The organism is Pseudomonas sp. MF6755, assembly GCF_016405635.1.
In the GTDB taxonomy this organism is placed as follows: Bacteria; Pseudomonadota; Gammaproteobacteria; order Pseudomonadales; family Pseudomonadaceae; genus Aquipseudomonas; species Aquipseudomonas haemolytica.
In genome coordinates this window covers 233,160-245,993 of record NZ_JAEKDA010000005.1, presented here as the reverse complement: position 1 = coordinate 245,993, position 12,834 = coordinate 233,160, and the positions used below count along the sequence as shown (strand labels likewise).

Sequence of the window (12,834 nt, the reverse complement as noted above, 5' to 3'; positions counted from 1 at the left end):
ATTGTGAGGGATGCGAATCAGATCTTCGGTGGGCCGGGGTAGCCGCAATGGGCCCAGGACGCAGGTCGGAAGTACCAGGCCATGATCACCAGCTTGAGCAGCGAGCCCTGGCCCATGCGCAGGAGGTTCAAGTAACTGTTTTCCCAGCGATGCAGGAAGTTGCGGATTTGCTCGCTGCTGGCGTTTTCCCAACTGCCCCAGATACCGGTCAGCGGGCCGCGGGTGATGCCCATGCCGAGCACGTCGAACAACTGCTGGGTGAGCTTGAACATCTCCGGCGACAGGTGTTGCAGGCTGTAGTCGAGTTTTTTCAGGGTGTCGTCAATGCCGGCGGCCACTGCCTCGGCGCTGGCCGCACCTTCCAGCAGCACCGGGATCACCGCACGCAAGAACGGCAAGTCACTGGCGCGCAACATGGCGAAGCCGCTGGCCGGTGTACTGCTGGAGCAGCCGCTGAGGCTGGCGCCGAGCCCGGCGGTGGCGAGGAAGGCGCTGGCACACAGGCCGATTTTCAAGACACCGCGCCGCGACAGCGCGGGTGTATCAGTCAGGCTGGGGTTCATTGTTTTTAGAGTCCCGAAGGTGGCGTTATCAGCGGATAAACAGCTTCTGGATCAGCTTCTGAATCGACTTGCCATAGGGCGGGTAGATCAACTTCGCCGCGTTCAGGCGCTGTTTGACCAGTACACCCTTGGCCTTGCTGAACGTCAGGAAGCCTTCGTGGCCGTGGTAATGGCCCATGCCCGACGGGCCGATGCCACCGAACGGCATGTCGTCCTGGGCGACGTGCAGCAAGGTGTCGTTCAGGCACACGCCACCGGAATGGGTTTCGTGGAGTACGCGCTCCTGTTCACCCTTGTTGTAGCCGAAGTAATACAGGGCCAGTGGGCGTGGGCGCTGGTTGATGTAGGCGAAGGCTTGGTCAAGGCCGCGATAAGGCACGATGGGTAAGAGCGGGCCGAAGATTTCGTCCTGCATCACGGTCATGTCGTCGCTGACATTCAGCAGCAGGCTGTGGGCCATACGCCGCGCCTGGCCTTGCTCGTAAAGCGCAATCAGCGTGGCGCCCTTGTCGGTGGCGTCCTTGGCATAGGCATTGAGCCGGGCCAGTTGGCGCTCGTTGATGATGGCGGTGTAGTCCGGGTTGTCGGCCAGGGTCGGATAAAACCCACGGACAGCCTTGGAATAGGCCTCGACAAAACCCTCCACGCGATCTTCCGGCACCAGCACGTAGTCTGGCGCCACGCAGGTTTGCCCGGCGTTCAAGGCTTTGCCGAAGGCGATACGCTCGGCGGCGTCCTTGAGGGGCACATCGGCCGAGACAATGGCCGGCGACTTGCCGCCCAGCTCCAGGGTCACCGGTGTGAGGTGTTCAGCCGCTGCACGCATCACGTGCTTGCCAATGCTGGTGGCGCCGGTGAACAGCAGGTGATCGAAGCGCAACTTGGAAAACGCCATGCCCACTTCGGCTTCGCCCAGCACTACGCATACCAGGTCCTCGGGGAAGATCCGGGCCAGCAGCGCCTTGAGCAGTTCGCCGGTGGCCGGCGTGGATTCGCTGAGCTTGAGCATCACCCGGTTACCGGCGGCCAAAGCGCCCACCAACGGGCCGATGGCCAGGTACAGTGGGTAGTTCCACGGCACGATGACGCCGACCACGCCCAGGGGTTGGTAAATGACCTTGGCCGAGGCGGGCTGGAAGGCAATACCTACAGCGCGGCGGGACGGTTTCATCCAGCCCTTGAGGTGTTTGCTGGCATAGTGAATGCCATGCAGGCTGGGCATCAGTTCGGCGAACAGGGTTTCGTCTGCGCTGCGATGGCTGAAGTCCTGGCTGATCGCAGTGATCAGTGCCTGGCGTTCGTCGCTGAGCACATCCCGCAGGGCCTTGAGCCATTGCTGGCGTTGCGCGGCGGGCGGCATCGGGTTGGCGGCGTAGGCGCGACGCTGGGCTTCGAACAGGTTTTGGAGCTGATCCAGCGCCTGGGAATCTTGCAGGTAGGCAACGGTGGCAGACATGGCGCAGTTCCAGATTGTTATAGGTCTGCCTGGATTTTTAGAGTCATTGCTCTAAATTGTCAAATAACATTGCAGCAACATCCAGATTTAACCTGGCCGGGATAGGCCGTAAGATGCCCCATCCCGTGTATAGAAGCTGATCCCCTATGGCACCACGAGTAAAGACCAGCGAGCGCATTGTGCAAACCAGCCTGGAGCTTTTTAACCAGCAGGGCGAGCGCAGTGTCAGCACCAACCATATCGCCGCCCACATGGAAATTTCCCCGGGCAACCTGTACTACCACTTCCCCAACAAGCAGGCGATCATCGCCGTGCTGTTTCGTGAATACGAAGCCTTGGTGGACAGCTTCCTGCGCCCGCCCCAGGGCCGTGCCGTTACCGTCGAAGACAAGCGTTTCTATCTGCAGGCCGTATTGGCAGGCATGTGGCGTTACCGCTTCCTGCACCGCGATCTCGAACACTTGCTGGAGAGCGACCCGGAACTGGCTACCGGTTACCGGCGGTTTTCCCAGCGTTGCCTGATCCAGGGCGGTGCTATCTATCAAGGGTTTGTCGATGCCGGCATTCTCAATATGGACCCGGTGCAAACCGAGGCCCTGACCCTGAATGCCTGGATCATCCTGACCTCGTGGGTGCGTTTTCTGTGCACCACCAATGAAAAATCCACCCATCTGAGCGCCGAGGCGATCAAGCGCGGGGTGTACCAGGTGCTGGTGCTGGAGGCTGGGTTTGTCACGCCCCAGGCCAGAGAGGCGGTGGATGCCTTGTTCAAAGAATTTTACGTGCCGTTGAATCAGGCACTGGAAGAAGTGAAGTAGGACCTTTCCCGAATCTGTCTGCAGGAGACCGTCATGCCGCTTGCCCAACTGATCAGCCCCCCACAATTGGCTGCACGCCAGCAGACTGCCGGGCTGGTGATCCTCGATTGCCGCTTTGCCCTGGAAGACCCGGACTACGGGTTGTGCAGTTACGCCGAAGGGCATATCGAAGGCGCGCAATATGCCGACCTGGAGCGGCATCTGAGCGGCCCGGTGACCAAGGGCGTGACCGGTCGTCATCCTTTACCTGTGGCGGACACGTTCGCCAAGCAGCTGCGGGCCTGGGGCATCAGCGCCGACACCGATGTGGTGCTGTATGACGATGGCCCTGGCGCCTATGCTGCTCGGGCCTGGTGGCTGCTGGCCTGGTTGGGCAAGCGTGATGGGGTGTTTATCCTCGATGGTGGCCTCAAGGCCTGGCATGCCGCCGGCTTCCCGTTGAGCCTGGATGCGCCGGTGACTGAGCCGGGCACCTTTGCCGGTACGCCGGATAATCGGTTGCTGCTGGATGCTGAACACCTGCACAAACGCCTGGGCCGACCTGGCCTGACCCTGATCGACGCCCGCGCCCAGGCGCGCTTTCGTGGCGAAGTAGAGCCCATCGACCCGATCGCCGGGCACATTCCCGGTGCGCAGTGCGCGGCGTTCACTGAGAACCTGGGCAGTGATGGGCGCTTCCTGCCGGCCGAGCAGCTCAAGCAACGTTTTGCCGCGCAGTTGCAGGGGCGCCCGGCTGAAGAATTGGTGGCGTATTGCGGTTCAGGGGTGACGGCGTGCCATAACCTGTTTGCGCTGGCGTTGGCGGGGTATCCCTTGGGCAAGCTGTATGCGGGGTCGTGGAGTGAGTGGATTACCGATCCCAAGCGGGAAGTGGCAACAGGTGACTGAGCGATCGGCCCTGTAAACCCAATCAAAATGTGGGAGGGGGCTTGCTCCCGATTGCAGTGGGTCAGCTAAGGATAAGCTGACTGTTCCACCGCTATCGGGAGCAAGCCCCCTCCCACATTTTTATCCATGTTGTGCCAGTAGCCATTGTGGGATGCGGCGTTCCAAGTAATAGCCGGGACGCTTCAGCGAACCCTCCACAAACCCCACATGCCCACCCTTTGCCAGCAGCTCAAACTCGGTGCATTCCGAGAGTTCACTGGCCTCCGGCAAGCTGTGGGCAAACACAAACGGGTCATCGGCCGCCTGGATGATCAGCGTCGGCGTGCGAATGTCGCCAAGGTAATAACGGCTCGACGCACGGCGATAATAGTCTTCGGCATTGAGGAAGCCATGCAGCGGCGCAGTCACTCGCCCGTCGAAGTCCCAGAACGTGCGCATCTTCTCCAGCGAGCCAAGGGCTTCCAGGGTTTTGAGCCCGTCGTCACGGCCATCGAGCAGGAACCGGCGCTGCTTGACGCGGATATACGCCAGCATCTCGCGCATGAAATGTTTCTGATAAACCCGCGAAAACCCCAGGCCGATGCGGTCGGCGCACTGGTCAAGGCGAAACGGCACCGACACCGCCGCCGCGCCTTGCAGCTGCGACGCCGCGCCGGTTTCCCCCAAATGCTTGAGCAATACATTCCCGCCCAGTGAATACCCCACGGCATACAGCGGTGCCAGTGGCCGTTTGGCGCGCAAGTGAGCAATCGCCGCGGCCAGGTCTTCGCTGGCGCCGGAGTGATAACTGCGGGCCAGAAGGTTTGGCTCGCCCGAGCAGCCGCGCCAGTTCAATGCAGCACTGGCCCAGCCCTGGGCGGCGAGGGCCTTTTGCAGGCCGGCCACGTAGGGCGAATTGGACGAGCCGGTCAGCCCGTGCAGCACCAGTACCAGCGGTGCTTGCAGGTCATGGGGGCCATGCCAGTCGAGGTCTAGGAAGTCGCCGTCTTCCAGCCACAGGCGTTCGCGCTGGCGTTCGATATGGGTCGTTGGGCGCAACAGCGGCCCCCACAGTGTTTGCAGGTGGGGGTTACCGAGGCCGAAGGCGGGTTTGAACAAGTCGGAAGAGGGGGTCATGAAACTCTCGGTAGCCAGTGAGCATGCCGTGGCAAGCTCACTGGCCACAGGTTAAGCGGCGCTTTCGACCAAGCGGTGCCACAACGCGTAATACACCCGCCCGGACTTCTGCTCCCGGTGCAGGCGCCAGCTGCCCGGCAGGCCGAGCGTGGACGGTGCGGTCTCGCTTTCAGTGTAGATCCAGGCATCCGGCGCCAACCACTGGCGCTCTTCCAGCAATGCGCACACGGTTGGCAGCAGGTTCTGGTTGAACGGCGGATCGAGGAACACCACGTCGTATTCAGTCGCCGCCTGGGTTTCCAGGTAGCGCAGCGCATCGGCGGTCTGCACCTGGCCGGTGGTGCAACGCAGCGTGCCCAGGTGCTCCTTGAGGCTGGACACCGCCACATTGCTGGCATCCAGCGCCTGGCCCTGGGCCGCGCCACGGGACAGCGCCTCCAGGAACAGCGCGCCACTGCCGGCAAACGGGTCCAGCACCTTGGCCCCGCCGATGTACGGCGCGAGCCAGTTGAACAGGGTTTCACGTACACGATCGGGTGTGGGGCGCAGGCCCACGACGTCGGGGAAGCTCAGCTTGCGGCTGCCCCATTCACCGCCAATGATGCGCAGTTGGCCCACACCGTTATGCACGTTGTGGACAGGTTTTTTCGGGCGAGATGAACTGGCCATTAATGCTCCGGAACCCCGAGCGGCTGCTCGGCAGGTTTATCAGTGGGGGGCGGTAGTGGCTTTTGCGCAATCGTCGGGCCGGCGGTCACGATGACCATCTTGTCGGCGCTCAAGTGTTTGTTCATGGCAGCCTTGACCTGCTCTACGGTCAGGGCCTGGGATTGTTTCATGAAATCTTCCAGATAGTTCAGCGGCAGGTTGTAGAAACCCATGGCGCCCAACTGCCCGACGATATCGGCATTGCTCGCGGTGGACAGCGGGAAGCTACCGGCCAGCTCACGCTTGGCGTCATCCAGTTCTTTTTGCGTCGGGCCGGTCTTGAGGTAGTCAGCCAGCACATCTTCAACCAGGCGCAGCGTGCCGCCGCTCATTTCGGCGCGGGTCTGCAGGTTGATCATGAACGGGCCGCGCACCTGCATTGGCGAGAAACCGGAGTACACGCCGTAGGTCAGGCCGCGCTTTTCACGCACTTCACTCATCAAGCGGGTGCCGAAGCCACCGCCGCCGAGGATCTGGTTACCCAGGGACAGGGCTGCGTAGTCCGGGTCGGCGCGGTCGATGCCCAACTGCGCAAACAGCAGGTGGGTTTGCTTGGATGGGAACTCGATACGGCTCAGGCCGGCTTTTGGCTCGGTCGGCTGGGCGATCTTCGCCATGGCCGGGCCTTTGGGCAGCGACGCAGAGACCTTGGCCGTCATAGCCTCGGCTTCGGCGCGGGTCAGGTCGCCCACCACCGCAATCACCGCATTGCCCGCCGCATAGGCTTTGGCGTGGAACGCCTGCAACTGCGCCAGGGTAATCTTCGGCACGCTCTCGGGGGTGCCTTCGCTCGGGTGAGCGTAAGGGTGGTCGCCGTACAGGCGCTTGAACAGTTCGATGCTCGCCAGTTTGGCGGGGTTCTGCTTCTGGTACTCGAAACCGGCCAGGATCTGGTTCTTGATCCGTGCCAGCGAATCAGCCGGGAACGTCGGCTGGCCGATCACTTGGTCAAACAATGCCAGGGCGGCGGTGCGTTTATCGCTGTCGCTCAGGCTGCGCAGGGAGACCAGCGCCATGTCACGGTAGGCACCATTGCCGAAGTCGGCACCCAAACCTTCAAAACCGCTGGCGATCTGGCTGACATTCTTGCCCGGCACGCCTTCGTTGAGCATGGCGTTGGTCATCAGCGCCAGGCCCGGCGTGTCGCCGTCCTGGCTGCTGCCGGCAGCAAACAGGATGCGCATATCGAACATCGGCAGTTCATGGGCTTCGACGAACAGCACCTTGGCGCCCTCGGCGGTGGTCCAGGTTTGTACGTCGAGCTTGCGGTTGGTCGGTGCCTTGCCGTCCAGTTCCGCCAGGGATTGCAGGGTGTTGGCCGATTGAGCCTTGTCCAGGGCCTGGCTGGCGACCGACTCGCTCGGGCGCAGGAAGTACACGGCACTGGCCGCGATCAGGGTGACGGCGATCAGGCCGGGCAGGATCAGGCGGCTGTTTTTACGATCACTCATGAGCGGTCTCCTCAGGCAAAACATGGGCGACGCTCAGACGTTCGCGGGTGAAATAGGTGCGCGCAGCTTTCTGGATATCTTCCGGCGTGACGCTTTGCAGGTCGGCCAACTCGCTGTCCATCAGCTTCCAGGACAGGCCGACGGTTTCCAGGGAGCCGATGGCCGTGGCCTGGCTGGTGATCGAGTCGCGCTGGTACACCAGGCCGGCGATGACCTGGGCGCGGATCCGCTCCAGTTCTTCGGCAGTCGGCGGCTTGGCTTTCAACTCATCCAGCAGGCGCCACAGGCCGGCTTCGGCTTGGGCGACGGTCTTTTTCTTCTGCTGGTTGGGCGTTGCCGACAGCATGAACAGCGTATCGCCACGGGTATAGGCGTCGTAATTGGTGGAGGCGGCGGACACCAGCTCTTCACCACGTTCCAGCTGTTCGGAGATACGTGCGCTGTAGCCGCCGTCCAGCAGGGCCGAGATCAGGCGCAGGGCCTGCACCGAGCGCTTGTCTTCGGCGGTGGCCAGGCCCGGTACGTTGAAACCGAGGAACACGCTCGGCAACTGGGTCTGTACGTGCAGGGTCAACAGGCGCTCGCCAGGTTCGGCCAACTCCAGTGGGATCTTCGCTGGCGGAACGTCACGCTTGGGGATCGGGCCGAAGTAACGCTGGGCCAGGTTTTTCACCTCGTCCGGGGTCACGTCGCCGACCACCACCAGGGTGGCGTTATTGGGCACATACCAGGACTGGTACCAGTGGCGCAGTTCCTCAACCTTCATGCGCTCCAGGTCGGCCATCCAGCCGATCGTCGGGGTGTGGTAGCCGCTGGCGGGGAAGGCCATGGCCTTGAAGCGCTCGTAGGCCTTGGACATCGGGTTGTCGTCGGTGCGCAGGCGGCGTTCTTCCTTGATAACCTCGATTTCGCGGCTGAACTCGTCGGCTGGCAGGCGCAGGCTGGCCATCCGGTCGGCTTCCAGTTCAAAGGCAACGCCCAGGCGGTCTCGGGCCAGCACCTGGTAATAAGCGGTGTAGTCATCGCTGGTGAACGCGTTTTCTTCGGCGCCCAGGTCCCGCAGGATCAGCGAGGCCTCGCCGGGGCCAACCTTGGCACTGCCCTTGAACATCATGTGTTCCAGGGCGTGGGACAAACCGGTCTGGCCCGGGGTTTCGTAGCTTGAGCCAACCTTGTACCAGACCTGGGAAACCACCACGGGCGCGCGATGATCTTCGCGCACGACCACTTTAAGGCCGTTATCCAGAGTGAATTCATGGGTGGGTTGTGGGTCGGCAGCCAAAGCTGAGAGGGGCAGACAAACTGTGCTGAGCAGCAGGCCTGCGGCGCGGCGGGCTAGAGCATTCATTCGTTTTTAAACCTGTTGGGCTGCCCGCTTGGTCTTAGCGTCGGCGGGCGAGGAGGTGCTAGGATACTGATCCGATTTAGGGACGGCCACTGTGGTCGTCATCTTATCCTGGGTCCAGTCGTAGGAATGTTGGAATAGATGGTGGGTTTCCCCGACGATCTTCCACTTTTCGCCGATTTTATCGCTTCAGTCCTATATTGAAACGATTTGCCAAGGCCTTTATTTACGCCTTACAAAATGTTGCGCATGAACAAGCGGGCGTTAAAGCAGTCTGTTCTGCATCGAATTTATTTACCGAAGCGCCCTGGCGCATCGCTACTTTGAGATAGCCGTCCTCCATGTTTGGTTCCAACGACGACAAGAAGAGCCCAGCTGCGGCTGGCGAGAAAAAAGGCCTGTTCGGATGGCTGCGCAAAAAGCCGCAGGAAACCGTCGTCGAACAGCCGCAGGTTCAACCTGAGCCTATTCCTGAGCCTTTACCTGAGCCTCCAGTAGAAGCCGAGCCGGTTGCCGAAACCCCGGCGCCAGTGGTGTTGCCAATGGCTGAGCCGGTCTTGCAGCCGGTGGTCGAGGCAGAACCCGAGCCTGAGCCCGAGCACAAGCCGTGGCTGGAGCTGCCGGTGGCCGAAGAGCCTGTGGCACTGGTTGAAGATGTCCAGGCTGAGCATGTAGTGCCGCCGATTCCGGCGGTGGTTGAACCCGTGGACGTTGCGGTGCAGGCGCCAACTGTCGTTGAAGTCGCTGCTCCGGTGGTTGCCGCCGCGCCCGAGGTGATCGAGCCGCAAGTTGCGGCCGTCCCTGCCGAAACCAGCAAAACCGGCTTCTTCGCCCGTCTCAAGCAGGGCCTGAGCAAGACCAGCGCCAGTATCGGCGAAGGCATGGCCAGCCTGTTCCTGGGCAAGAAGGTCATTGATGACGAACTTCTGGAAGACATCGAAACCCGTCTGCTCACCGCTGACGTGGGTGTCGAAGCCACTGCCGTGATCATCCAGAGCCTGACCCAGAAGGTTGCGCGTAAACAGCTGACCGACGCCGATGCCCTGTACAAATCCTTGCAGGCCGAACTGGCTGCGATGCTTAAGCCAGTGGAAGCGCCGCTGGTAATCACGCCGAACAAGCCGTTCGTGATCCTTGTAGTCGGCGTCAACGGCGCTGGCAAGACCACCACCATCGGCAAGCTGGCGAAGAAGCTGCAGGGCGAGGGCAAGAAAGTCATGCTTGCCGCGGGTGACACCTTCCGTGCCGCAGCCGTCGAGCAGTTGCAGGTGTGGGGCGAGCGCAACAAGATCCCGGTGATTGCCCAGCACACCGGCGCCGATTCCGCTTCGGTGATCTTCGATGCCGTGCAAGCCGCCAAGGCCCGTAATATCGACGTGTTGATCGCCGATACCGCCGGTCGCCTGCACACCAAAGACAATCTGATGGAAGAGCTGAAGAAAGTCCGCCGTGTCATCAGCAAGCTCGACGCCGACGCGCCGCACGAAGTCTTGCTGGTGCTCGACGCCGGCACTGGCCAGAACGCCATCAGCCAGGCCAAGCAATTTAACCAGACGGTGCAACTGACCGGCCTGGCATTGACTAAGCTCGACGGCACGGCCAAGGGCGGTGTGATTTTCGCCTTGGCTAAACAGTTCGGGTTGCCGATTCGTTATATCGGTGTCGGTGAAGGCATCGACGACCTGCGCACCTTTGAGGCCGAACCCTTTGTACAGGCACTGTTTGCCGAGCGGGAGCGTTCATGATTCGATTCGAACAGGTCGGTAAACGCTATGCCAATGGGCATGTGGGCTTGCATGAGCTGAGCTTTCGAGTGCGTCGCGGTGAGTTTTTGTTTGTCACCGGGCATTCCGGCGCTGGCAAAAGTACCCTGTTGCGACTGTTGCTGGCCATGGAGCGCCCGACTACCGGTAAGTTGCTGCTGGCGGGCCAGGATTTGGCCACCATCAGCAATGCACAAATTCCGTTCCTGCGCCGCCAGATCGGCGTGGTGTTCCAGAACCACCAGTTGCTGTTCGACCGCACAGTGTTCAATAACGTGGCGTTGCCGTTGCAGATCCTCGGGCTGTCCAAGGCCGAGATCGTCAAGCGTGTGGATTCGGCCTTGGAGCGCGTGGCGTTGTCGGACAAGACCGACCTCTACCCAGGCGACTTGTCCACCGGCCAGCAACAACGCGTCGGTATCGCCCGCGCCATCGTCCACCGCCCGGCCTTGCTGCTGGCGGACGAACCCACCGGTAACCTCGACCCGCGCCTGGCGGCCGAGATCATGGGGGTATTCGAAGACATCAACCGCCTGGGCACCAGCGTACTGATCGCCAGTCACGACCTGGCCCTGATTGCCCGCATGCGCCATCGCATGCTGACGTTGCAACGCGGTCGCCTGATTGGCGATGGGGAGGCCGGCGTATGAGTGCCACTCGCAGCCCTAAAGTTTCCGAGCGCGTGGCGCCGAAGCCGGCCGATCCGCAACCGCCGAAGAAAAAACGCGACGAAGACGACGGTCCCGACTTCGGCACCTTGCTGCATGCCTGGATCGAAAGCCACCGCGCCAGCTTGGTCGACAGCCTGCGCCGCCTGGGCAAGCAGCCGATCGGCAGCTTTTTCACCTGCCTGGTGATGGCAGTGGCCTTGAGCCTGCCGATGGGCTTGTCGCTGCTGCTCAATAATGTGGAGCGCCTGGGCGGTTCCTGGCAGCGTGCGGCGCAGATTTCGCTGTACCTGAACCTGGACACCAGTAGCAAGGAAGGCGAAGCGCTGCGTGACGACATCAAGAACATCCCGGGCGTTGCCGAGGCCGAGTACATCAGCCGCGACCAGGCCCTTGAGGAATTCCAGCAGCAGTCCGGCCTGGGCGAGGCGCTCAAGGAGCTGCCACAAAACCCGCTGCCGGGCGTGGTGCTGGTGACGCCAAACGAAGTCGATAAGCCGGCGCTGGAGGCCCTGCGACAAAAACTCGCAGAGATGCCGAAGGTGCAACAGGCACAACTTGATCTAGTCTGGGTAGAGCGCCTGGCCGCGATCCTCAAGCTGGGCGACCGCTTTGTGTTCGGCCTGACGGTGTTGTTGGTGTCTGCATTACTTTTGGTGATAGGTAATACCATTCGTCTTCATATTGAAAACCGTCGCACCGAGATAGAAGTGATTAAACTGGTCGGCGGCACGGACAGCTATGTGCGTCGTCCTTTTCTATACATGGGCGCGCTTTATGGCTTGGGTGCCGGGATATTGTCCTGGGGCGTGCTGGCATTTGGCTTGGACTGGCTGAACGACGCGGTTGTCGGGCTTGCCGGGCTCTACGGCAGTGATTTCGCCTTGGCGGGAGTGCCGGTTGCCGATGGTCTGAGTCTCTTGCTTGGCGCGGTCTTGTTGGGGTATATCGGTGCCTGGATTGCGGTGGCACGGCATTTACGTGAGCTGGCACCGAAGTAGTTAATGCCAGGGTAATGTGGTTTCGTTTGTATTGACCGTATCAGTGGTTTAGGGAACTTGTCCTACGGTTCCCGGTCAATTTTCGCAGTGCTGAACTGCACGAGTTATGTGAGTCGGAGGTTTTTTCGTATGACCACTTCTTTGCAACCTGCTTATGCCTTGGTCCCGGGTGCGAACCTGGAAGCCTATGTGCACACGGTCAACAGCATTCCATTGCTGACGCCCGAGCAGGAGCGTGAACTGGCCGAGAGTCTCTACTATGAGCAGGATTTGGGGGCGGCTCGGCAGATGGTGCTCGCCCACCTGCGTTTTGTCGTACATATCGCCCGTAGCTATAGCGGCTACGGCCTGGCCCAGGCTGACCTGATCCAGGAAGGCAACGTTGGCCTGATGAAGGCTGTAAAGCGCTTCAACCCTGAGATGGGTGTGCGCCTTGTATCGTTTGCTGTGCACTGGATCAAGGCGGAAATCCACGAGTTCATCCTGCGCAACTGGCGCATTGTGAAAGTCGCGACCACCAAGGCCCAGCGCAAGCTGTTCTTCAACCTGCGCAGCCAGAAGAAACGCCTGGCGTGGCTGAACAACGAGGAAGTCCACCGTGTGGCAGAAAGCCTCGGCGTGGAGCCCCGTGAAGTGCGCGAGATGGAAAGCCGCCTAACCGGCCATGACATGGCCTTCGACCCAGCCGCGGAAGCGGATGACGACAGCGCCTTCCAATCGCCGGCCAACTACCTGGAAGACCACCGGTACGACCCGGCGCGGCAACTGGAAGACGCCGACTGGAGCGACAACTCCAACCACAACCTGCACGAAGCGCTTGAAGTGCTGGACGACCGCAGCCGTGACATCCTCTACCAGCGCTGGCTGGCGGAAGAGAAAGCCACGCTGCACGACCTAGCGCAAAAGTACAACGTGTCGGCCGAGCGAATTCGTCAGCTTGAGAAAAGCGCGATGAACAAGCTGAAGCTGTCGATCGCCGCTTGATCCAGCTGGCAAAGCTGGGTCAAAAATGTGGGAGGGGGCTTGCTCCCGATAGCAGAGTGTCAGTCGACATATG

Annotated in this window: 12 protein-coding genes; 6 read left to right on the top strand and 6 right to left on the bottom strand. The window is 61.3% G+C overall.

Features of this window, described 5'->3' with window-relative positions; translation table 11 throughout:
- Positions 1–17: 17 nt before the first annotated feature.
- Both JFT66_RS08320 and JFT66_RS08315 read right to left on the bottom strand, forming a co-directional pair.
- Complete coding sequence (locus JFT66_RS08320; RefSeq protein ID WP_034116258.1) at positions 18–563, bottom strand: hypothetical protein; 546 nt, start codon at positions 561–563, stop codon at positions 18–20.
- Between the two features lie 28 nt (positions 564–591).
- On the bottom strand, positions 592–2,034 hold the full coding sequence (locus JFT66_RS08315; RefSeq protein ID WP_332875114.1) for a coniferyl aldehyde dehydrogenase: 1,443 nt from the start codon (positions 2,032–2,034) through the stop codon (positions 592–594).
- Positions 2,035–2,165: 131 nt separating this feature from the next.
- Between JFT66_RS08315 and JFT66_RS08310 the strand changes: the two genes are divergently transcribed.
- The gene (locus JFT66_RS08310) at positions 2,166–2,837 is read left to right on the top strand and encodes a TetR/AcrR family transcriptional regulator (RefSeq protein ID WP_034116256.1); all 672 of its coding nucleotides are present in this window, start codon (positions 2,166–2,168) and stop codon (positions 2,835–2,837) included.
- 33 nt (positions 2,838–2,870) lie between these two features.
- The gene (locus tag JFT66_RS08305; protein ID WP_198859092.1) at positions 2,871–3,725 is read left to right on the top strand and encodes a sulfurtransferase; all 855 of its coding nucleotides are present in this window, start codon (positions 2,871–2,873) and stop codon (positions 3,723–3,725) included.
- A gap of 120 nt (positions 3,726–3,845) precedes the next feature.
- Here the strand turns inward: JFT66_RS08305 and JFT66_RS08300 are convergent, their stop codons facing one another.
- From JFT66_RS08300 to JFT66_RS08285, 4 genes are read right to left on the bottom strand one after another with little or no spacing between them, the layout of a single operon-like run.
- On the bottom strand, positions 3,846–4,841 hold the full coding sequence (locus JFT66_RS08300; protein WP_034116254.1) for a hydrolase: 996 nt from the start codon (positions 4,839–4,841) through the stop codon (positions 3,846–3,848).
- A gap of 51 nt (positions 4,842–4,892) precedes the next feature.
- A complete protein-coding gene (gene rsmD / locus JFT66_RS08295) occupies positions 4,893–5,510 on the bottom strand; it encodes a 16S rRNA (guanine(966)-N(2))-methyltransferase RsmD (RefSeq protein ID WP_034116253.1) in 618 nt (205 codons plus the stop codon).
- Positions 5,510–7,000: a M16 family metallopeptidase gene (locus tag JFT66_RS08290; RefSeq protein ID WP_198859091.1), complete on the bottom strand. Its 1,491-nt coding sequence runs from the start codon at positions 6,998–7,000 to the stop codon at positions 5,510–5,512. Before JFT66_RS08290 ends, rsmD begins: the two co-directional genes overlap by 1 nt.
- The gene (locus JFT66_RS08285) at positions 6,993–8,348 is read right to left on the bottom strand and encodes a M16 family metallopeptidase (protein WP_153837444.1); all 1,356 of its coding nucleotides are present in this window, start codon (positions 8,346–8,348) and stop codon (positions 6,993–6,995) included. Before JFT66_RS08285 ends, JFT66_RS08290 begins: the two co-directional genes overlap by 8 nt.
- A 338-nt stretch (positions 8,349–8,686) precedes the next feature.
- On the opposite strand from JFT66_RS08285, the gene ftsY reads away from it, so the two are divergent.
- From ftsY to rpoH, 4 genes are all read left to right on the top strand, one after another.
- Positions 8,687–10,090, top strand: a complete 1,404-nt coding sequence (gene ftsY, locus JFT66_RS08280) for a signal recognition particle-docking protein FtsY (RefSeq protein WP_153837445.1) — start codon at positions 8,687–8,689, stop codon at positions 10,088–10,090.
- Positions 10,087–10,758: a cell division ATP-binding protein FtsE gene (gene ftsE / locus JFT66_RS08275; protein ID WP_003234627.1), complete on the top strand. Its 672-nt coding sequence runs from the start codon at positions 10,087–10,089 to the stop codon at positions 10,756–10,758. The genes ftsY and ftsE overlap by 4 nt, the downstream gene beginning before the upstream one ends.
- Positions 10,755–11,777: a permease-like cell division protein FtsX gene (ftsX, locus tag JFT66_RS08270; RefSeq protein ID WP_034116249.1), complete on the top strand. Its 1,023-nt coding sequence runs from the start codon at positions 10,755–10,757 to the stop codon at positions 11,775–11,777. Before ftsE ends, ftsX begins: the two co-directional genes overlap by 4 nt.
- Before the next feature lie 129 nt (positions 11,778–11,906).
- A complete protein-coding gene (gene rpoH / locus JFT66_RS08265) occupies positions 11,907–12,761 on the top strand; it encodes an RNA polymerase sigma factor RpoH (protein ID WP_003176698.1) in 855 nt (284 codons plus the stop codon).
- The last annotated feature ends 73 nt before the right edge of the window (positions 12,762–12,834 follow it).